Annotated in this window: 19 protein-coding genes and 2 pseudogenes; 6 read left to right on the forward strand and 15 right to left on the reverse strand. The window is 64.6% G+C overall.

Annotation, left to right across the window (positions count from 1 at the left end; genetic code table 11):
* Window positions 1–89 precede the first annotated feature (89 nt).
* The 3 genes from J7360_RS17215 to J7360_RS17225 all read right to left on the reverse strand — a co-directional run bounded on the left by J7360_RS17215 (window position 90) and on the right by J7360_RS17225 (window position 2,203).
* On the reverse strand, window positions 90–1,082 hold the full coding sequence (locus J7360_RS17215) for a D-2-hydroxyacid dehydrogenase family protein (RefSeq protein WP_007968183.1): 993 nt from the start codon (window positions 1,080–1,082) through the stop codon (window positions 90–92).
* Window positions 1,082–1,402 (reverse strand): DUF1820 family protein, encoded by a 321-nt coding sequence (locus J7360_RS17220; RefSeq protein WP_057661749.1) that lies wholly within the window; start codon window positions 1,400–1,402, stop codon window positions 1,082–1,084. Before J7360_RS17220 ends, J7360_RS17215 begins: the two co-directional genes overlap by 1 nt.
* Before the next feature lie 108 nt (window positions 1,403–1,510).
* The gene (locus J7360_RS17225) at window positions 1,511–2,203 is read right to left on the reverse strand and encodes a rhomboid family intramembrane serine protease (RefSeq protein ID WP_057661751.1); all 693 of its coding nucleotides are present in this window, start codon (window positions 2,201–2,203) and stop codon (window positions 1,511–1,513) included.
* A gap of 218 nt (window positions 2,204–2,421) precedes the next feature.
* On the opposite strand from J7360_RS17225, the gene J7360_RS17230 reads away from it, so the two are divergent.
* The 3 genes and pseudogenes from J7360_RS17230 (at window position 2,422) to J7360_RS17240 (ending at window position 6,060) form a co-directional block, all read left to right on the forward strand.
* Window positions 2,422–3,762, forward strand: a complete 1,341-nt coding sequence (locus tag J7360_RS17230; RefSeq protein ID WP_057661753.1) for an outer membrane protein transport protein — start codon at window positions 2,422–2,424, stop codon at window positions 3,760–3,762.
* A gap of 265 nt (window positions 3,763–4,027) precedes the next feature.
* Window positions 4,028–4,748, forward strand: a pseudogene (locus J7360_RS17235) (2OG-Fe(II) oxygenase).
* A gap of 184 nt (window positions 4,749–4,932) precedes the next feature.
* Window positions 4,933–6,060: a PA0069 family radical SAM protein gene (locus tag J7360_RS17240; RefSeq protein WP_057661757.1), complete on the forward strand. Its 1,128-nt coding sequence runs from the start codon at window positions 4,933–4,935 to the stop codon at window positions 6,058–6,060.
* Window positions 6,061–6,186: 126 nt separating this feature from the next.
* Here J7360_RS17240 and J7360_RS17245 read toward each other — a convergent pair whose 3' ends face one another.
* Complete coding sequence (locus J7360_RS17245) at window positions 6,187–6,552, reverse strand: DUF1330 domain-containing protein (protein ID WP_017155966.1); 366 nt, start codon at window positions 6,550–6,552, stop codon at window positions 6,187–6,189.
* 49 nt (window positions 6,553–6,601) lie between these two features.
* On the reverse strand, window positions 6,602–7,327 hold the full coding sequence (locus J7360_RS17250) for a YafY family protein (RefSeq protein WP_057661759.1): 726 nt from the start codon (window positions 7,325–7,327) through the stop codon (window positions 6,602–6,604).
* A gap of 300 nt (window positions 7,328–7,627) precedes the next feature.
* Here J7360_RS17250 and cls point away from each other — a divergent pair, with 300 nt between their 5' ends.
* The 3 genes from cls (at window position 7,628) to J7360_RS17265 (ending at window position 10,207) form a co-directional block, all read left to right on the forward strand.
* Entirely contained in the window at window positions 7,628–9,088 is a 1,461-nt protein-coding gene (cls, locus tag J7360_RS17255) for a cardiolipin synthase (RefSeq protein ID WP_057661761.1), read from the forward strand.
* 74 nt (window positions 9,089–9,162) lie between these two features.
* Complete coding sequence (locus J7360_RS17260) at window positions 9,163–9,432, forward strand: hypothetical protein (protein ID WP_005912451.1); 270 nt, start codon at window positions 9,163–9,165, stop codon at window positions 9,430–9,432.
* Between the two features lie 7 nt (window positions 9,433–9,439).
* Window positions 9,440–10,207, forward strand: coding sequence for a pyridoxine 5'-phosphate synthase (locus tag J7360_RS17265; protein ID WP_057661763.1), 768 nt, complete (start codon window positions 9,440–9,442; stop codon window positions 10,205–10,207).
* A 252-nt stretch (window positions 10,208–10,459) separates the two neighbouring features.
* Here the strand turns inward: J7360_RS17265 and J7360_RS17270 are convergent.
* The 10 genes and pseudogenes from J7360_RS17270 to recF all read right to left on the reverse strand — a co-directional run bounded on the left by J7360_RS17270 (window position 10,460) and on the right by recF (window position 20,933).
* A pseudogene (locus J7360_RS17270) lies at window positions 10,460–10,788 on the reverse strand (biopolymer transporter ExbD).
* A 555-nt stretch (window positions 10,789–11,343) separates the two neighbouring features.
* Entirely contained in the window at window positions 11,344–11,757 is a 414-nt protein-coding gene (locus J7360_RS17275) for a biopolymer transporter ExbD (protein WP_005912449.1), read from the reverse strand.
* 3 nt (window positions 11,758–11,760) lie between these two features.
* On the reverse strand, window positions 11,761–12,183 hold the full coding sequence (locus J7360_RS17280; RefSeq protein ID WP_057661765.1) for a biopolymer transporter ExbD: 423 nt from the start codon (window positions 12,181–12,183) through the stop codon (window positions 11,761–11,763).
* Between the two features lie 46 nt (window positions 12,184–12,229).
* A complete protein-coding gene (gene exbB, locus J7360_RS17285; protein ID WP_005912445.1) occupies window positions 12,230–12,991 on the reverse strand; it encodes a TonB-system energizer ExbB in 762 nt (253 codons plus the stop codon).
* Between the two features lie 85 nt (window positions 12,992–13,076).
* Window positions 13,077–13,634, reverse strand: coding sequence for an energy transducer TonB (locus tag J7360_RS17290; RefSeq protein WP_003482203.1), 558 nt, complete (start codon window positions 13,632–13,634; stop codon window positions 13,077–13,079).
* A gap of 267 nt (window positions 13,635–13,901) precedes the next feature.
* Window positions 13,902–15,095, reverse strand: a complete 1,194-nt coding sequence (locus tag J7360_RS17295) for a tetratricopeptide repeat protein (protein WP_007968206.1) — start codon at window positions 15,093–15,095, stop codon at window positions 13,902–13,904.
* A 277-nt stretch (window positions 15,096–15,372) separates the two neighbouring features.
* Complete coding sequence (locus J7360_RS17300; protein ID WP_005912440.1) at window positions 15,373–16,179, reverse strand: M48 family metallopeptidase; 807 nt, start codon at window positions 16,177–16,179, stop codon at window positions 15,373–15,375.
* A 184-nt stretch (window positions 16,180–16,363) separates the two neighbouring features.
* Window positions 16,364–17,200: a CPBP family intramembrane glutamic endopeptidase gene (locus J7360_RS17305; protein WP_007968208.1), complete on the reverse strand. Its 837-nt coding sequence runs from the start codon at window positions 17,198–17,200 to the stop codon at window positions 16,364–16,366.
* A gap of 67 nt (window positions 17,201–17,267) precedes the next feature.
* Window positions 17,268–19,712, reverse strand: a complete 2,445-nt coding sequence (gene gyrB / locus J7360_RS17310) for a DNA topoisomerase (ATP-hydrolyzing) subunit B (protein ID WP_089094340.1) — start codon at window positions 19,710–19,712, stop codon at window positions 17,268–17,270.
* Window positions 19,713–19,826: 114 nt separating this feature from the next.
* Window positions 19,827–20,933 carry a DNA replication/repair protein RecF gene (gene recF / locus J7360_RS17315; protein ID WP_057661769.1) on the reverse strand — a complete coding sequence of 369 codons (1,107 nt, stop codon included), beginning with the start codon at window positions 20,931–20,933 and terminating at the stop codon, window positions 19,827–19,829.
* Between the last annotated feature and the right edge of the window lie 27 nt (window positions 20,934–20,960).

Raw genomic sequence — 20,960 nt, forward strand, 5'->3', positions numbered from 1 at the left:
TACATGCCACACCGGACATCGGGCCCGCTCACCAGGCAGCAGCGCGCGGCTTGCTGGCTGCTTCAAGACCGCGCTAGCCCAGCGGGGAATCACACCCGCTGCGTTGTTGCCAACACCTCGGGATTGACCAGGTTGCGCGGTGTGCCCGCCGCGAACGCCAGCACGTTGTCGAACGCCGCATCGAAATACAGCGCGTAGCTGTCGCGCTCCACGTATCCCAGATGCGGAGTCGCCAGCACGCGCACATGCCGCAGCAGCGGATCGCGCGGGTCCAGCACCGGCTCGTGCTCGAACACATCCAGCGCGGCCTGCGCCGGCCGGCCCGCGTCCAACGCAGCAAGCAAGGCGCCAGGCGCAATCAACTCGGCGCGGCTGGTGTTGACCAGCAACGCATCGTCGCGCATGCGCGCCAGATCCTGTGCGGTGATGTCATGCCGCGTCTGCGCAGTCAGGCGCCGATGCAGCGACAGCACGTCGCTGCGTTCGAACAGTTCCTCGCGGCTGCCCGCAACCGCGAACCCATCGCGCGCTGCCTGCGCACAGGACGCCTCGCCGCCCCACACCAACACCTGCATGCCGAAGGCGCGCCCGAAGCCGGCCACGCGTTGGCCGATTCGCCCGTAACTCCAGATCCCCAACGTGCGCCCATGCAACACGCGGCCCAAGCCGGGATCGCCAAGCGCCTGCCAGCGTCCCTGTTGCAATGCATGCTGGTAGTCGGCCAGCCGACGGCTGGCCGACAGGATCAGCGCCCAGGTCAGCTCGGCCGGCGCCACCGGCGAGCCGACGCCTTCGGCCACCGCCACACCCAACGCGGTGCACGCCGCCACATCCACATGCGCACCCACGCGCCCGGTCTGACTGATCAGTTTCAGCCGTGGCAGCCGTTGCAGCAGCGCCGCATCCACCCGCGTGCGTTCGCGGATCAACACCAACGCGTCGGCGTCGGCCAGGCATGCGGCGCGCGCGTCGAGCGCCTCGTCCAACGCGCCCAGCACCTGCACCTGGTGGCCCTGCAGTTGCTGCAGGCAGGGCAGCCGAGCGACGGCGCCCTGATAGTCGTCGGGCACCACAACGCGCATCAGCGTGGCTTGATCGGCGAGGGGAACGGGGTGACCACCTTGTCGCCGGTGGTGGCGTCGCGAATCACCGACTGGCCCTTTTTCTGGACTTCTTCGATCCGCACGATGCTCTGCATCGGCAGGTGCAAGGTTCTGGTATTGCCGAATTCCTCGCGCAGGCGTTCTTCGGTGGGGTCCACCACCAGCCCGTCGTGCACGTCGAACACCAGCTCGCCGATCTGGTTGAAGCCCCACAGATGGCTGCCGGTGACCTCACGCGCGTAGAGCTCGTACACCTTGCCGTGGTTGAGGAAGGTGACTTTGTACAGAGGCTTGGACATGCCCACGATTATAGGCGCGCGCCTGGACAGCGACATGCGCGGCATCGTGCCGGTACCTGGGCCACGCACGGGTTGCGGCCTGCGGGTACAGCCGGTGTGCTGCACGCCTCAGAAGCCGTGGCGCTTGCGCAGCCGCCGCGCGATCGCCGCGCGCACATACAGGCCGTACACGATGCCGAACACGAAGCCGGCGATATGTGCCGACCACGCCACCATGCCGAACGCCGGGCCGATGTAGGCGAACACCACCTGTAGCAGTGCCCAGGCACCGATCAACAGCGGCGCCGGCACCCGGATGAATTCCAGAAACACGCCCAGCGGCAGGACCACGCCCAGCTTGGCGCCCGGAAACAGCGCCAGGTACGTGCCGATCAACGCCGACACCGCACCCGAGGCACCGATGATCACCCGGTCCGGCGTGCCGATGGCAAAGATCGCCGCCAGGTTGGAGCCCGCGCCGCCAACCAGAAACAGCAGCAACAACCGCCACGGGCCCAGGATGCGTTCGGCCGGCAGCCCAAAGATCAGCAGGAACACCAGGTTGCCGAGCAGATGTGACCAGTCGGCGTGCAGGAACAGGGCCGTGAACAGGCGCAGCACGCTGCCGTCGCGCAGGGTGGCCCACCAGTCGCCCAGATTGGAGACGCCGCTGGACAGGGCGCCCCAGTCCAGCCACAACGTATTGCGCGCCTCGCCCGGCCGGCTGATCGACCACAGATACGCCAGCCACACCGTGGCGAACAGCAACGGCACCGCCCAGCGCGGGGTGGGTTTCTTGCGGGAAGGAAGAGAGACGAACATCGGACGGGGACAATAGCCGGTCCACGCTGCTGAACCCAACCCTGACCTGACGCCACGTTCAGCGCACGCCTTGTTATTTTTCGGTTAATCGTCATGGGTATACTGCGTACGGCGTCGTATGTCGGGGGAGGGTCTCCGGCGCGCTCCGGGCACTGGATTGGTGCTGGACGCGGGCGCTGAACCGACCATTGCAGTCCTTATCCGGAGAGCTACAACTTATGTCTACCGCTTCCACTCTCAGCCGCGCCACCCTGTTGGCCGTCGGTATCGCTGGCGTGCTGGCCGTTGGTCAGGCGCACGGCGCCGCGTTCCGGCTGAAGGAAAACAGCGCCAAGGGCCTCGGCCGCGCATTCGCAGGTTCGGGCAGCGCCCCGGATGATGCCTCCATCATCGCCAACAACCCGGCAGGCATGCGCCAGCTGGACGGTCGCCTGTTCCAGGCCGACGTCAGCGCCATCAGCTTCTCGGCCAAGTTCCAGCCCGACACCGCGGCCTACGCCAACGGCGCTCCGGTCTCCGGCGGCAACGGCGGCGACGCCGGCATGATCGCGCCGGTCCCGGCGATGTACTTCCACGTGCCGTTCGGCGAGAACGACAACATGCACCTGGGCACCTCGCTGACCGTGCCGTTCGGCTTCAAGACCGAATACGACCGCGACTGGGTCGGCCGCTACCACGGCACCAAGACCGAGCTGCAGGCGATCGACTTCAACGTCGCGTTCTCCTATGACGTGAACCCGTACGTGTCCTTCGGTGCCTCGGTGTTCGCCGAGCGTCTGGATATCGACCTGGCCAACGCGGTGGATTTCGGCAGCGTGCTGGCTGCGCGCCGCGTGCCGGGCTTCGCGCCGGGCAGCGCCGATGGCTACTCGCGCATCAAGGGCGACAGCACCGAAGTGGGCTTCACCCTGGGCGGCTTGTTCAGCATCGATGAGAACACCCACATCGGCTTCAGCTACCGCTCGCAGGTGGAACACAAGATCACCGACGGCACCGCCGACTTCACCGTGCCGGGCAGTGCTGCCGCCGTGCTGAGCGTGGCCGCACCGGGTACCTTCGTCGATACCAAGGGCCGCGCCACCGTCAAGCTGCCGGCCAGCGCCACCGCCAGCTTCACGCATAACGTGAACGAGCAGTGGTCGATCATGGCCGACGTCACCCGCACCGCCTGGAGCAAGTTCGACCAGGTGACCGTGGACTTCGCCTCCAACCAGCCCGACAGCGTGCTGGACTTCTCCTACCGCGACACCACCTTCGCCTCGATCGGTGCCGACTACCGTCTGAGCGATACGGTGACCCTGCGCGGCGGCCTGGCGTACGACCAGACCCCGACCACGGCCGAACACCGCGACGTGCGCGTGCCGGACGCGAGCCGCAAGTGGGTTTCGCTGGGTATGAGCTGGCGTCCGTCGGCGCAGACCGAGTACAACTTCGGCTACACCCACCTGTTCACCAGCGACCCGACCAGCGACACCCGCAGCGCCACCGGCGACCGTCTTGCCGGCAGCTACGACGTGAAGGGCGACGTGCTGGCCGCGTCGATCAACTACAAGTTCTGATCGCCGCAGCACGCGTTGAATGAGCAAAAACCCCGCTTCGGCGGGGTTTTTCTTTGTTGCCTTGCACGCTCCACACACGACACGGGCAGACAGCACAAGCAACAAGGAAGCAGGCAGGACACATCGCCTCAGCGCAGCGCTTCCCCCTGCACGGTGTTGCCACCTAGCCGCGTACTGGGATGCCAACAACATCGCGTGCCGATCCAGCCTGCGCAATGCATGGCGAACGCTGCAGCCGGCGCGCCAGATTGCTATGGTCGGGCGCATGAGCCAACCCGACTTCATCCAGATCACCGATAACGCCATCGCGCACGAAGAGTGCGTGGCCATCGTGCAGCGCATGCGCCAGAGCCAGCAGCTGCATCCCGGCCGCATCGGTGGCGGCGTCTTTCCCGACCTCAAGCACAGCCGCGACCTGCGCATCAGTGGGATGGCCGAATGGGCCGAAGTGGAAAACCGCCTGCAACAGGCCGTGTTCGAGGGCGTGCTCACCTATCTGCGGCAGTATCCGCAGGCGTTGATTTCACCGCTGATGCTGCAGGTCACCACGGCCGATGGCACACCGCATCGCCTGGAGGCCGAGGACATCGTGCAGATGAGCGACCAGGCGCTGGGCGATCTGGCACGCACCTGCCTGCGCCCGGGCGCGATCAATCTGCAGTGGTATACCGCCGACCAGGGCGGTTACCCGTACTGGCATTGCGAGCTGTATCCGCGCGATGCCAATGCCGACACGCTGCACCGGCATCTGCTGTGGACGCTGTATCTCAACGACGACTTCGCGCAAGGCGAAACCGAATTCCTGTTCCAGCAACGCAAGGCCCGCCCACGCACCGGCAGCCTGCTGATCGCTCCCACCGCCTTCACCCATACCCACCGCCTTCACCCATACCCACCGCGGCAACCGCCCGGTCGGCGGCGACAAGTTCATTGCCACCAGCTGGATCCTGTTTCAATCGGCGCAGGCGCTTTACGGCGGGGAATAGGGAATCGGGAATCGCAGCGGCGGCGCTTTCTGCTGTTGCTTTGCTGATTCCTGATTCTCGACTCCCGATCCCCCCGGACTCGGCCCCTGGAGTGCGCCTTGCGTTGCGTCGCAATGCTTGTGCTCGCCTCCCACTGCAGTACGCGTTGCTTGCACCGTGCGCCGTTAGTAAGAATACTAACTGCATGCAGAAGAACTCTTCACCCAGCGCGAGCGCGGCAGCGGAGCGGGATGTCCGCAGCTCGCGCACGGTCATCAAGGGGCGCGGCACCACCGCCTACGTGCCCGGTCGTTTCTCGGTCACCACCGCCGTCGAGATAGACGATGGCTGGGGCGCGCTCGATGCCGATGGCGAGACTGCCTTTCGCCCCAAGACCGTGGTGGCGGAGGAAATCGCGCGCAGCATCATCAGCCGCAACAACTCGCCCGACATCGGGTTCTCGCAGTCGGTGAACCCGTACCGGGGATGTGAGCACGGCTGCGTGTACTGCTTTGCCAGACCCTCGCACGCGTATCTGGATCTGTCGCCAGGGCTGGATTTCGAAACGCGGATCTTCGCCAAGCCGGATGCGGCCGCGCTGCTGCGCGCGGAGATCGCACGCCCGTCCTACCAGTGCTCGCCGATCGCGTTGGGGATCAATACCGATGCTTACCAGCCCGCCGAGCGGCGCCTGCACATCTCCCGGCAATGCCTGGAAGTCCTTGCGCAGGCCCGTCACCCGGTCAGCTTCGTGACCAAGGCGGCGTTGATCGAACGCGACATCGATGTGCTGGCCGAGATGGCGCAGCACAACCTGGTGTCGGTGTATTTCTCGGTCACCACGCTCGACAATCGGCTTGCGGCGAAGATGGAGCCGCGTGCCGCCGCGCCGCATGCGCGACTGCGCGCCATGCAGGCGCTACACGCTGCCGGCGTACCGGTGGGCGTGCTGGTCGCTCCGGTCATCCCGATGATCAACGACAAGGAACTGGAGCGCATTCTGGACGCGGCCGCAGCCCACGGCGCACGTTCGGCTGGCTACGTGTTGCTGCGCCTGCCGCACGAACTCACCCAGTTATGGCGCGAATGGCTCGAGCTGCACTATCCCGATCGTGCCAAGCATGTCATGAGCCTGATCCAGCAGATGCGCGGCGGCAAGGACTACGACAGCCGCTTCGGCAAGCGCATGGTCGGCGAGGGCCCGTTTGCAGAACTGATCGCGCAGCGATTTTCCATCGCGTATCGGCGCCTTGGATTCGGGCGATTGCCCAGGCTCGATACCACGCAGTTCCGTCCACCCAGACCGGACACGCCGCAGCTGGACTTGTTTTGATCCTGCCGGATCTGTCTGCACCACCCACAGCGGCCTCGACCACCGACGCGCATGCAACGCGCCCGGCAGCAGCATCTAACCATGGCGCCAGCGCCGGCCACGCGCTGCAGCACGTCCGGCAGATGGCTACAGCGTGATGCCGTGGAAGGGTTGCAGCACGATCTGCGCAATGGCCGAACGTCCAACCTCGAAGGCTTGCTGATACGCCGCATCGGCAATCATCTGCTTGAAGGCGGATCGATCCGGATACCGCACCAGCGTGACCGCATCCCACGGATGTGCCTGGCCCGCGGTCAGTACCGGCAGGCCGTCGCCGCTGAAGACAATCTGCGCGCCGAACCGGGCCAGGATCGGCTCGGCCAGCCGCAGGTACTGGTGATAGCGCTGCCGTCCGCCATCGGGCTGGAAGCGAATCAGGTTCAACATGACGATCGCCGAGGTGTCCTCGTTGTCCAGGAATGCAGCGAGCGCATCGGGTGAAAACGCAACCATGTCAGTCTCCTTGGTCTGGCTTCCGCGCAAGGGAAGCGGCCAACACACGCTAGCGTTGCGCCGTGTCAGAAACTGTCAGTAACGAACGCCAGTCGCGGTCCTGTTGTCGCCATTGCTTCACCAACGCCTGGCGCGACTGCGGGTAACGCGTTTCCAGCAGTGCCTGTATCTGCAACCGATCGACACGAAAATGCCGGAACGCGCAGCGGCGCTCGCACCAGGCTGCCAAGACGCGCACGTCGTCGAAATACACCAGGGCGATCGGCCAGACGATGCGCTCGGACGGCGTGTCGTGCGCATCGACATAGTCGATCGCCAGTTTGCATTGCCGCCGAATGGCGTCGCGCAACATGGCGGTCTGCGGATGATCGACCGACTCGGATGTGGAAGCGGCGGTAAGAATCGCCGACGGCGCGATGTCCGTGCCGGCGCCATCGCCGTGCTTTCTGGCAGACAGGATCTTCGCCAGGGCGCTTTCACCACATCTGGCCAAGGCAGGATCGGCCCGTTGTTTGACCCAATCCAGGCCAAGCATGACCGCATCCAGTTCCTCCTGCGAAAACGCCAGCGATGGCAGGAAAAATCCCGGCTTCAGGTAATAGCCAACGCCGGCTTGGCCCTCCAACGGCGCACCGAGCGCGCGCAAGGTGTCGATATCCCGGTAGAGGCTTCGCTGCGATACACCCAACTCGGACGCCAGCGCAGCTGCCGACACCGGCCGTCTGTGCGCACGCAGCAGGCCGAGCAGTTCAAACAGGCGAGTTGTCCTGGACACCCATCAGCCTTCGCGCGGCAGCCTGCATTCCGGCGCTCATCCTAGAGCGTGTTATGTACGTTGAGGTGAGTGCGAAGCGTCCTGTGGCGCGTCGAGACAAGGCGTGCGCCGTGCCCAGGCTGGAGCGCCTGGGCACGATACCGACGCCTGCAGAGTGGGCACGTCTTACCGGCTCAAAGGGCAGCGGGGCGTGCAAGCCGGTATCGGCAGCGTTTGCGTGCCGCCGCCGCAATCGCCACCTCACTGACGCGGGCAGCGGACGGGCATCCCAATACCGCGTGCGCCCCGTAGAATCCGCGCATGCTCGCACTTGCACAGGGCGCGTGGGAGTGGCTGGCCACCATTCCCCACCTCGAAGCGCTCCTCCTCGCCGCCTATGTGCTGTACCTGCTATGGATCGCCGGCTGGATCGTGCTGCAGAAGCGCGAACCGGTGGCCACGCTGAGCTGGGTGTTGTCGCTGGCGGCACTGCCGTACCTGGGGCTGCTGATCTATTACTGGCTCGGCCCGCAAAAGGTCAAACGGCAGCGGCTGCGGCGCGGGCGCTCGCGCTCGGGCATGGAGAGCTACAGCAGCGTCTGCCCGCCGGATGCCGATTGCACCGAGCTGGCCAAGATCGCCCAGTCCACCACCGGGCTGGCGCCCAGCAGCGCCACCGAAGTGCACTGGCTGGTGGATGGCGCTGCCACGTACGCCGCCATCATCGAAGCGATCCGGGGCGCACGCGACCATATCCATCTGGAGTACTACATCTTCCAGCCCGACCAAAGCGGCACCGCGATCTGCGCTGCGCTGATGGAACGTGCCCGTGCCGGGGTCAAGGTGCGGCTGCTGATGGATGCGATCGGCTCCTCGGCAATGACCCGACGCGCCTTGCGCACGCTGCGCGAGGCCGGGGTGGAAACCGCCTGGTTCCATCCCTCGCAATTGCTCAAGCCGTTCAAGCGGCCGTGGTTGAACCTGCGCACCCACCGCAAGGTGATCGTGATCGATGGCCGCATCGGTTTCACCGGCGGCATCAACGTCACCGACGACGAGAACGAGCAGGTGCGCAAGCAGGCGTATCGCGATCTGCACGTGCGCCTGCAAGGCCATGTCGTGCGCAGTCTGCAGCTGGTGTTCCTGGAGGATTGGCTCTATGCCACCGGCCAGGGCCGCGCAGCTTTCCACGGCCAGCAGCTATGGCCCGACGATGTGCCCACCCGCGCGCAAGGCACGGTCGATGCGCAGGTGCTGGTGTCGGGTCCGGATTCGTCGTGGGAAGCGATCCACCGCCTGATGGTCGCCGCCATCCATGAAGCCAAGCACCGCGTGTGGCTGGTCACTCCTTACTTCGTGCCCGGCGAGGCAGCGCGCATGGCGCTGACCTCGGCCGCGCTCGGGGGGCTGGACGTGCGCCTGTTGGTGCCGCGTGTCAGCGATTCGCGCTTGGTCACCTACGCGGCACGCTCGTATTTTGACGAGCTGCTGGAAGCCGGTGTCCGCATCTACGAGTACGGCCCGCGCATGCTGCACACCAAGGCGCTGCTGGCCGACGACGATGTCTGCATCGTCGGCAGCGCCAATTTCGACAGCCGCAGCTTCCGGCTGAATTTCGAGCTGTCGATGCTGTTCCGCGACCAGGCAGTGGCGGCAGAGATGGCCGGGCTGATCGGCACCGATCTGCAGCAGGCGCAGGAAGTGCAATTCGCGCGGCACCGGCCGTTATGGCGCTCGCGCCTGCCGGAAGCCTTTGCCCGGCTGCTGTCGCCGCTGCTCTGACCAACGGCACGGTGCCCACGTGGAACCGCGCCGGGCGCGGCGCTACACTGCCGCCACTCAACGGGGAGCTCGTCATGCACTGGCTGTTTCTGCTTATGGCACTGGGTGCGCTGGTGCTGGCCTTCAGTACGCCGCACGTGTGGTTGCTGGTGGCCTCGCTGCTGGTGGCGTTGCTGCTGCTGCTGTTGTGGACGCGCGGTTGGTTCGCCTCGCGCATGGGTGACACCCAACGCGATACCAGCAGCATGATCGACCCGGCCGAGCTGCGCCGCCTGCGCGAGCTGGCAGAAGCACGCAAGTCGGCCGCCCTGGCCGCCGCACGCGACAGCGAGCCGCAGGCCTGATCGCCGCATGACCGCCCAGCTCAGCGTCAACGTCAACAAGATCGCAGTCCTGCGCAACTCGCGCGGCGGTGCCGACCCGGACGTGGCGCAGGCCGCACGCGCCTGCATTGCCGCCGGCGCGCATGGCATCACCGTCCATCCGCGCCCGGACCAGCGGCATATCCGTGCCGACGACGTGCTGGCACTCGGTGCGCTCACGCGCACGCACGCGGTGGAATTCAATATCGAAGGCAACCCCTTCGCGCCGCCACGCGCGGGCTATCCGGGCCTGCTGGAATTGTGCCGTGCCACGCGCCCGCAGCAGATCACCCTGGTGCCCGACGGCGACGGGCAATTGACCTCCGACCACGGCTTCGATTTTGCGCAGGACACCGCGCAGCTCGCCGAGCTGATCACAGCGTTCAAGCGGCTGGGCAGCCGGGTCAGCCTGTTCGTCGATGCAGGTAACCCGGACATCGCCCGCGCGGCCACGCTCGGTGCAGACCGTATCGAGTTGTACACCGGCCCCTATGCCCACGCGCACGCCAACGGCCAGGCCGATACCGCATTGGCGCTGTTCGCCAACGCCGCCCAGCGTGCCAATGCCGCAGGCCTGGGCATCAATGCCGGGCACGATTTGTCGCAAGCCAACCTGGGCGATTTTCTCGCCGCTGTGCCGGGCGTGCTGGAAGTGTCGATCGGCCACGCCTTGATCAGCGAAGCCCTGTATCAGGGACTGGATGCAAGCGTGCGCGCGTACGTGGACATTCTGCGTAGCGGTCACGTTAGCGCTTGAGTTCATGCGGTAACGTCGGCATCGGTGATCGATGCCTGGGTTGGCGACAACGACCATCGCGTAAGTGGATGCTGCGCAGGAACGTCACGACGAGCACTTGGGTCGCGATGGTCAATTGCTGCCGGTGAGGAACACCCTTGATGAACTCCCATGCCTATCGCGTCCGAAGACGCGATAGGCGCCTGGGCAACCGCATCGCGCGATGTTGCATGCAGTGCACGTGGCCAAGCGCAGTACGCGCCTGCAGGAACACTACTGCACGAAGGCGATGCGCTGCACTTGCGCGTTCTTTGCAGCCGCCAGCACGCTGGCCATCACGGCATACTCGGCGTCCGCACTGGCGGCGATGCGCAGTTCCGGTTGATTTCCTGCAGTTGCCTGCATCTGCTCGATCAACCTGGACTGAAGTTGCTGCAACGTCACCGGGCTGGCGTTCCAGAACAACTGTCCGTCGGCATCCAGCCGCACTGCGATCGGTGCAGGCGGCTCGAGGGGATCAACAACACCAACATGACATCCACCAGCGGGGTGACATTGATGTCCGCCAACGGTCCCCGATTCCCTGTCGTACTGAAAGCCATGACTGCCTCCGGTTCTGTGATCGTGGGTGCTGCACGACCGAGCATACACCTGCAATTTGCATCGGCAACTCGACGCGGGTGCGCGGGCGGCACGGCATCGGCACGGCAATGCGGTGCTGGGCGTTGGGGCGTACACAAGTGCTGCCATTAACGCGCTTGGGTCGAAGAGGTGGGCGATGGACGCCTGCGGACCACTGGCGGCTTGCGCGCAGGCACAATGGTGTCGGTCGATGCATCGGCGCGCCTTGTGCGCGGCATGCGCAGCAGGATACGGCGGCGTTCACAATCATTACGCGCCTAGTGCATGGGCAGGTGTTGGACGCCGAGATGCGCGCGTTTTACCGCATGCCGTCTGAAAGCACGTCAGTGGCATTGATCGACAGTCTTTCACAGCAATGGCCGCTTTTTTTGCTTCGGCGTACCACACTCACGCTCGTTGGATTGCAGGCATGTTTGCAGGCACGATCACCCACCTAACGCATAAAAAAAACGCCACCGTTTCCGGTGGCGTTGCAGTCGCGTCATGACTGTTGTGTTGCGGTCTTGCAGATACGTTTACTGCTGCATGAAGCCGATTTTCTTCATCTGCGAGTTCTTCGCAGCGGCCAGCACCTTGGCCATCACCTCGTACTCCGCATCCGGATTTGCATCGATGCGCAGTTCCGGCTGATTGGTCGGATCGGCCTGCACCACTTCTTCCATCTTCTGTTGCAACACGTCGACCGGCGTCGGGCTGTTGTTCCAGAACACCTGGTTGCTGGCGTCGATACGCAACTCGATCGGCGGCGGCGGTTCGGTTGTCTGCGGTGGCGGGTTGAGCACCCGCTGCGGCAGATCCACGGCGATCGGGTAGGTCATGATCGGCGCGGTCACGATGAAGATGATCAGCAGCACCAGCATCACGTCCACGAGGGGCGTGACGTTGATATCGGCCATCGGCCCACGGCTTCCACCAGTACTAAATGCCATGGCTTACTGCCCCTTCACTTTGGTTGCAACGAAACCGACGTCCAGCATGCCCTGACCCTGCGCGATCTTGGTGATCTCGTTGATCGTACGCATCTTGGTCGTGCGGTCGCCACGCAGGTTGAGCGGCGGCTGCGGGGTCTGCTGTGCAGCGGTGGACAGGCGCGACTCCAGGGCTTCCTTGGAGATCGGCTCGTCGTTCCAGTACAGCGACCCATCTTCCTTGACGGCCAGAGTGATCGGCGCGGCGCGTTTCTCCGCATCTTTCTTCTGGATCAAGTTGGCCTCTGGCAGCTCCACCTTGACCTTATGGGACATCAGCGGTGCCGTAATGATGAAGATGATCAGCAGCACCAGCATGACGTCCACCAGGGGCGTCACGTTGATGTCGGCCATCGGGCCACCGCTGTTTCCACTACTGAAGGCCATAACGGGCTCCGTCTAAATCGTTGCGAAGGCGTTCTTGACGACCGGATTAGCGAACGCGCGAACCGGTGGCGAAGAAGTCGTGCAGGTCGTGAGCGAAGGTGTCGAACTTGGCGATCACCGAGCTATTGACCTTGGAGAAGAAGTTGAACGCGAACACGGCCGGGATAGCGACGAACAGGCCGATCGCGGTCATGATCAGCGCTTCACCCACCGGGCCGGCAACGGCGTCGATGGAGGCCGAACCGGTTGCACCGATCTTGATCAGCGCGCCGTAGATGCCCCACACGGTACCGAGCAGACCGACGAACGGCGCGGTCGCACCGACGGTGGCCAGCAGGGTCATGCCCGACTGCAGCTTGGTGCTTTCGCGGGTCACGGCCTGACGCAGGGCGCGGTCGACGAACTCCGAACGGCTCAGGCTCTCGCCCAGGCCACCGGTGCTGCCTTCGGCACGCTGGTGGTGCGCAGCAGCCTGGGCGGCGTCCAGCGCGATCTTCGAGAACGGCTCGGAAGCCGGCTGTTCTTCCATGGCGCGGATGGCGTCCTGTGCATTCGGGGCATCCCAGAACGCGGTGGTGACGCGGTCAGCCGCGCTCTTCAGGCGGGTGGCACGGAAGATGTTGATGACGGTCCAGTACCAGGAGGCAGCGGACATGGCGATCAGGGTGATCAACACGACCCAGGACACGGCGAAGTCGCCGGGGCTGGAGGTCATTTCAGTGATCAAGTGCTCGAAGCCCATCTGCGACAGAGCGGCCGACGGATTGGAGCCCCCTGCAGCGGCGGCGATAAAGAATTCCTGCAGCATGACGCTTACCTTTGTTGTGTGTGGTGATGAAGGGTGGAGCGAAAGGAAGACAGGATCCTGGGCCGACCGTGGCCGGCCCGTGGGATCAGTTCAGAGCAAAGTTGACCGGGACGCGGACACGTCCGGCGGCTTTCTGCCCGTTGACAGTGGAGGCGTTGAACTTCCACTTGCGTGCTGCGTCCATCGCGGCACGGTCAAGGTCGCGGTTGCGGCTGGACTTTTCGACCGACACGTTGGTCACGTTGCCGCTGGCATCCACATCCACGATCAGGATGACCTCACCTTGGACACCGGCACGGAATGCAGCCGGCGGGTACTTCGGCGGGTTCATGTTCTTGGACGAGATATCGACGCTGGCGCCAATGTCGCTCGGCGGAGCCGGCGGGCTCGGCGGGCTCGGCGGCGTGACGATATCGCTCGGACGCGGTTCGGGAACGTCGACGACCGGAGCTTCCGGCGGCGGCGGAACCGGTGACGGCTTCGGCGGCGACAGATTCTTGACCGGCGGCGGCGGCTTGTCTTCCGGCGGCGGCGGCGGCGGCGGCGGCGGGGGAGGAGGCGGTGCATCCACCAAGGTGACCATGGTGGTGCGCTCCTTCTCTGCCGGAGCCTTCGGCGCCACTGCAGGGATCAGCAACATCATCAGTGCAGTGAGGTGCAAAGCAATTACAAAAGCAATGCCGATAATGCGGGCCCAGCTCAGACCCTGGTTCCCGGCATCGTAGTCATGCCTGTGGATAACGAGTTGTTCCGTCATGCGCCAATGGCTCTTTCAGTGGGGGCCCGGATCACTGTGATGATCCCCAGGTTTTCGGACGGCTTTGACACCGCAGGAACTCCCAAGCTTATACCAATCCCGAGTCCTGTAACCACTAAAAACACAGGGATTTCGGGGGTTTATTTTCTTTTTTTACTTCAGGTTGATGATCTTCTTGGCGTCTTCGGGTTTTTTAACACCCTTGGCGATCGCCTGCTGTGCGGCCTGCTTGGCCTCCGGGATGCGACCTTCCGAATGCAGCACCTTGGCCAGATTCAAATAGGTCTCGCCATCCTTGGAAAGCGGTGCGGCCTTCTGCCAGTTTTCGATCGCCTTCGGGACATCGTCGCTGTAGTAATACGACTGGGCCAGGGCAAGGTATGTCTGATAATCAGGCTTGAGGATGCCTTTTTGCATACCCTCATTGATGACGGCGATGACGTCCTTTTCTTTGTTCTCGGTGTTGGCGTAGATGGAATACAACTGCTTGTATTCCTTTTCTTCCGTCAACTGACCGGAGGCACGCAGCTTGTCCATCACGCCTGCGGCCTTGTCCATCTGGTCGGCCTGCATGTACATGTTGGCCAGGTTGAGCTGCGCCTTTTTGTCGTTGGGCGTCTTGGCGGCCAGCGCCTCGGCGGCAGCAACGGCTTCGCCGGTCTGGCCAGCTTCGGCGTAGGACGCCATCAGCAGCTGGTTCCAACTGTCCTTGGGCTCTGGCGAGGCAGCGATGGCCTGCTTCAACACCGGGATCGCTTCCTTGTAGCGCTCGGTCTGGTACAGCGCCTGGCCCTTGAGGATCAGATCTTCCGGACGCTGCGACTTGCTCTCTTCCAGATACTTGTCCAGCGTGGCCAGTCCCTCGGCCTGCTGGTCGTCCTGCATCTGCAACTGCGCCAGCATCAGCATCGACTGGAAATGGCCGTTGTTGTCCAGCGCGTTCAGGCCGATGGCCTGCTGCAGGTACTTCTTGGCACCGGCGGTGTCGTCCAGGTTGTAAGCGGCCTGGGCAGCCAGCTGTGCGGCCAACGCCTTGTCGGCGTCGTTGGCAGCGCCGTTGGCCAGGATCTCATCGGCCTGGGTGCGCACGCCCTGGTAGTCCTCGCCCTTGTTGAAGGTTTCGATCAGCTTCTGCAGCTTGCTGCTCAACTTCGAGGACGGCTTGATCGTCGGTGCCTGACGGGTCGACTGCGGGTACAGCTCCTCGGCCTTGCCGCTCTTGGATTTGCGGCTGGCGCGTTCCGAGGAACGGTCCGACTGCGCGACCGCATCGGTAACGACAGCCCCACCCAGCGACGCGGCGATGAACAGGGACAACAGGGCTTGCTTGCGGTTGAGCAGTTTCATGTTTCACCTCGGACGATCCGCCGTCGGGCGGTACGAAAAGCGGAATGGGCGCTGTACGAAAAATCTGGGCCGGCAAACTTAGCAGAAAGTCTCAGTTCCCGAAAACGGTTTCCATGTTGTGTTGCGGCAATCAGAAGCGGGGAACAGCTGTCTTAGCGTCGCTAACAGGCCGTGACCGGTGTGGTTGCGCCTGCAACCCCAGGTTAGGCAGGCATGCGTTGCACGGAATCGGTGTTCGTACGGGTTGACGGCGGCCGCGCGGATGTCGTCGGCAGTTCTAGCCACAACGCGGTGCGCGTCCGCTCTGCTTGGCCTGCTGGTACACCGGTTCGAGCTGGGCAACGTCGGCCTGCAGTTCGCGGATGCGGTTGGCAGGGTCGGGGTGGGTCGACAGCCACTGCGGTTGGCGATTGCCGCTGGCGGCCATCATGTTCTGCCACAGCGTCACCGCCTGCGCCGGATCGAACCCGGCCTGGGCCATCAGACGTTGGCCGACCACATCGGCTTCGCTTTCCTGGGTACGCGAGCCCGGCAGCAGGAACACTGTCTGGGCGGTCATACCGCCGACCTGATTGACTGCGCTGGCCGCTCCGTCGCCATAGGCGGCGCCGGCAAGCGCGCCGATGATGCCCAGGCCCGTCTGCGCGCCGAGTTGACGGGTAATGCGCTCTTCGTGATGACGGGAAATGACATGGCCGATTTCATGCCCGAGCACCGCGGCGAGCTGATCCTGCGTCTTGGCGACGGTAAAGATGCCGGTGTTGACACCGACCTTGCCGCCAGGCAGGGCGAAGGCATTGGCTTCGTTATCCACGAACAGCGCGGTTTCCCACTTGGTTTCGCGCCATTGCGGCGGCAGTTGCGCCACCAGTGCGTTGACCACGCACTGCACGTAGGCGTTCTGCTTGCCGTCGGTACTGACTTTTTCCTTGGCCTTGGTTTGCGCGAAGGATTGCGCGCCCAACTGGTCCAACTGCTGTTGCGATACGCCGCCCACCACCTGTCGGCGGCCGGTTGGCGAAGTTGTGGTGGCACACGCCGTCAGTGCAAGCACGGCAACAACGATCAACAGCCTAGCTTTCATTCGATCCCCCTAGAACCATGGAGGCATTTTGGCAGGCTCGTCTTAACTTTTCGTCAAACGGTTCCGCGCGGCCGACAACGTGTGCCGGGCCGGGGGGATCGGCTGTCCAAGGTGTGCGAATCCATTTGATGCCCAGGCATCGCCCCGCTGCGGCTGGGTTCTCGCAATTGACCGCTTTGGGGGCTCAGCCAAGCCCGAAAAAGTACAGCGCTGCCAGCGCCGTGGCATTGTTGATGCCGTGCGCGGCAATCGGGGCCCACAACGTGCCGGTACGCCAGTACAGCCATGCGAACGCCGCGCCCATGCTGCCGTACACCAGCCACAGCTGCGCGATCGCGGCCGGGCCGTTACCACTGATGCCGGGTACTTCGTGCACCAGCGCGAAAATCGCCCCGCTCAGCACGATCCCCAGCCACGGGCGAGCGGCAGCGAGCAGGCGCCCGAACAGCACGCGACGGAACAGCAGTTCTTCGTAAGCCGGCGCGATGACCACCGCGAACAGCGTCAGTGCCAGCGGCCATTGCTGGAGCGCTTCTTTCATCAACGGCAGGTTGGTGGGCACCGGCTTGATGCCCAACGCCGAAGCCGCCGCGCTGACCAGATTGCTCAGCAGGAACACGGCGGCGGCGATCAGCGCGGTCCAGCCCCAGGTGGAGGCGCGGCGCGCGGCAGCCCGCGAAGCGGTTTGTTCGGCAGGGGTGGCGCGGCGACGCCAGTAGTACAACAGCAGCGCCGGCGTGGCCGTGCTGACCAGCGCGGTGAGCAGCTGCACCATCACACCGGGTTGGCCAATGGCGGCCATGACCTCGGTAGGCGAGGGGGTCAGCCCCTGCGCCTTGGCCGCCTGTACATAGCCAAAGCCACGCACCGCGCCCCACAACGCAAAGCCGGCCACGCTGAGCGTCAGCAACAGGCCGGCGGCGATGAGCACGTCGACCCAGAAACCCACGAGCACGGGCAGCAGCGGCGGCTTGCCGGCAACCGTGCGTGGTGCCGGAGGCGGTGGAAGATCGGTGCGCATCGTCGTCCTGCGGACACCGCCCCGGCCGGCACGCCGTGGTTGCGACGTGCCGGCCGGGGCTGGTGACTCAGATATCCAGGTTGGACACCTTCAGCGCGTTGTCCTCGATGAAGTCGCGGCGTGGTTCGACCACATCGCCCATCAAGGTGCTGAAGATCTGGTCGGCGGCCACCGCGTCCTCGATGCGCACCTGCAACAGGCGACGCGTGTCGGGATTGACCGTGGTTTCCCACAGCTGCTCGGCGTTCATTTCGCCCAGGCCCTTGAAGCGCTGCACCTGACGGCCCTTCTTGGCTTCGTCCAGCAACCAGGCGTGCGCCTGCGCGAAGCTGGTGATCGGGTGGCTCTTGTTGCCGCGCACGATCTGCGCGCCTTCGCGCACCAGGTCGTGCAGGGCCAGCGACACCTCGCGCAGCGGGCGCAGTTCGCCGCTTTCGAAGGCACCCATCGGCAGCACCTGGGTGAACTCTTCGCCCATGTGGCGGCGGATGGCCACCAACGTGGCAGGCGCGTTGTCGCTGCCCGGGTCGAAGCGCAACTGATAGCGCGCGGTGCCCAGAGTGCCGCGATTGAGCACGGCCTGCAGCGCGTCCAGGGTCGGATGCTGGTCGCCTTCGGCCTGCAGTTTTTCCACATCCAGTGGCGGCAGGTCGATCAGCGCGGTGAGCAGGGCCGGGTCGTAGCGGTGGGCGTTGCGCGCGATCGCTTCGTTGGCGCTGGTGAACAGCATCAACAATTTCTCCAGCGCTTCGCCGGTGATCGGTGGCTCGTCGGTGGCCGGAATCAGCGCCGCACCTTCGACCGCATTGCTGGCCAGGTAGGCGTTGAGCGCCGCGTCGTCCTTCAGGTACAACTCGCTCTTGCCCTGCTTGAGCTTGTACAGCGGCGGCAGGCCGATGTAGATGTAGCCGCGCTCGATCAACTCCGGCATCTGCCGGTAGAAGAAGGTCAGCAGCAGGGTGCGGATGTGCGAGCCGTCGACGTCGGCGTCGGTCATCAGAATGATGCGGTGGTAGCGCAGCTTGTCCGGGTTGTACTCGTCGCGGCCGATGCCGGTACCGAGCGCTGTGATCAGCGTGCCGACCTGGTCGGAGGACAGCATGCGGTCGAAGCGGGCGCGTTCCACGTTGAGGATCTTGCCGCGCAGCGGCAGCACCGCCTGGTTCTTGCGGTTGCGACCCTGCTTGGCCGAGCCACCTGCCGAGTCACCCTCGACGATGAACAGTTCCGACAGCGCCGGATCCTTTTCCTGGCAGTCGGCCAGCTTGCCCGGCAGGCCGGCGATGTCCAGCGCACCCTTGCGGCGGGTCAGGTCGCGCGCCTTACGCGCGGCTTCGCGCGCGCGTGCGGCATCGACGATCTTGCCGGTGATGGCCTTGGCTTCGTTCGGGTTCTCCTGCAGGAACTCCTGCAGACGCGCACCGAAGGCGTTTTCCACCGCCGGGCGTACATCTGAACTGACCAGCTTTTCCTTGGTCTGCGATGAGAAGCTGGGGTCGGGCACCTTGACCGAAAGCACCGCGATCATCCCTTCGCGCATGTCGTCACCGGTCAGCGCGACCTTGGCCTGCTTGGCGATGCCGTTCTGTTCGATGTAGGTGCTGAGCACACGCGTCAGCGCCGCACGGAAGCCGGCCAGATGGGTGCCGCCGTCCTTCTGCGGGATGTTGTTGGTGAAGCAGTACATGGTTTCCTGGTAGGCGTCGGTCCATTGCAGGGCCACGTCCACCATGATGCCGTTGTGCTCGCCCGTCACCGAGATCACATTCGGGTGCAGCGGCGACTTCAGCTGCGCCAAATGCTCCACGAAGCTACGGATGCCGCCTTCGTAATGGAAATCGTCGCGACGGCCTTCGCCGCGCTCGTCGATCAAGGTGATCTTGACGCCGGAATTGAGGAAGGACAGCTCGCGCAGGCGCCGCGCCAGGATGTCGTAATGGAACTCGACGTCGCTGAAGATGGCCACGGACGGCTTGAAGCGCAGCGTGGTACCGCGCTTGGTCGAGGCTTCCAGCTGCTTGAGCGGGTATTGCGGCTCGCCCAGCGCGTATTCCTGCTGGTAGTGGAAGCCGTCGCGCCAGATATCCAGCCACAGGTGCTCGGACAACGCGTTGACCACCGAGACGCCAACGCCGTGCAGGCCGCCGGAGACCTTGTAGCTGTTGTCGTCGAACTTGCCGCCGGCATGGAGCACGGTGAGGATCACCTCGGCCGCCGACACGCCTTCTTCCTTGTGGATGTCGACCGGCACGCCGCGCCCGTTGTCGGAAACTGCCACCGAGCCATCGGCCAGGATCTTTACCACGATGTCGTCGGCATGCCCGGCAAGGGCTTCGTCGACCGAGTTGTCGACCACCTCGAACACCATGTGATGCAGGCCGGTGCCGTCATGGACGTCGCCGATATACATGCCGGGGCGCTTGCGGACGGCTTCCAGGCCACGCAGCACGGTGATCTTGCTGGAGTCGTAGGTGCCGTTGGGTGTTGGCGGGGTGTTTTGTTCGTCGGTCATGCGCGTGCCGTTGGCTCCACAACACGGGCGAAGGCAGCGATCGCCGCTCCGCGCCGTGAGAAAAGGGGGATAGCGAACAAATTATACCAGTCGGCCCGTGCCGGCCGTTGCGGCTCAGTTGGCCGCTACCTGTCGTGCAATCTGGCCGTGTTCCACGTGGAACTGCTGCAATCGTGCAGCGGCGTCTGCAAGGCCCGGCGGGGTCTCGGTTGCGGTGATGAGCACCTGCGCCGGCGCGGAAGCAAGCCGCTGCAGCACGCGCCCCTGATGATGCCGGTCCAGTTCCGAACCCAGATCATCCAGGGCGATGACCGGCCATTCGCCGCGTTCGAAGGCGAAGTCCTCGGCCTGTGCGAGCAGACAGGCAAGGGCCGTGAGCTTGGCCTGTCCCCGGGACAGCGCATCCTTGCCCGGGAGTGCGAGGAAGCTGGGCATCCAATCTGCGCGGTGCGGGCCTTGCGAGGTATAGCCGTTCTGGCGATCGCGATCGCGCGCAAGCAGGAGGGCATCTGCCAGCGAGACCTCGTGGCGCTTCCAGCCCGGGGCGAACGTCAGCGCAGACAGTCCCAGCGCTGGCGCGATGGCATCTGCCACTGGAACCATCCGGTCCTGCAGGCGTTCCAGATAGCGCATGCGCCGGGACGTCAGGTTTTCGCCGGATTCGGCAAGTTCGTTGTCCCATGCGTCCAGCAGGCGTGGCTGCGCGCCTTGTTTCAGCAACGCGTTGCGTTGTTTGAGTGCCCGTGCGTAGCGGCGCCACAAGGTCAGGAAATCGGGTTCCACGTGGAACAAGCCCCAGTCCAGGAAACGGCGGCGGGGTTCACCACCGCCACTGATCAATACATGGCTGCCGGGCTCGAACGTCACCACGGCCAGCGCAGCGCAAAGAGAGCCAACTTGAGCCACATCTTCCCCGTCCAGACGCCCTGTCCATTCCTGCCCGCTATGACGCAAGCCAGCTCGACGCGTCCGTTCGCCCGCAGCGCCGCCGCCTTCTTTCCATTCCACGAAGACTTCGAGGTCGTTGGCGCCTTGTTGGATCAGACCGTCACGGACGCGCCCGCGGAAACTGCGGCCGTAGGCCATCAGGTGCAGCGCTTCGAGCACGCTGGTCTTGCCTGCGCCGTTGTCGCCGGTCAGCAGATTCAAGGCACTGGAGGGATGAAGCTCGACGGTTTGAAACCGGCGCAGCCGATGAATGGACAACCTCACTACATGCATCGATCGGTGTGCTCTGGGCTGTAATCC

Origin of the sequence: Xanthomonas sp. D-99, assembly GCF_017746145.1 — a bacterium.
In the GTDB taxonomy this organism is placed as follows: domain Bacteria; phylum Pseudomonadota; class Gammaproteobacteria; order Xanthomonadales; family Xanthomonadaceae; genus Xanthomonas; species Xanthomonas cissicola.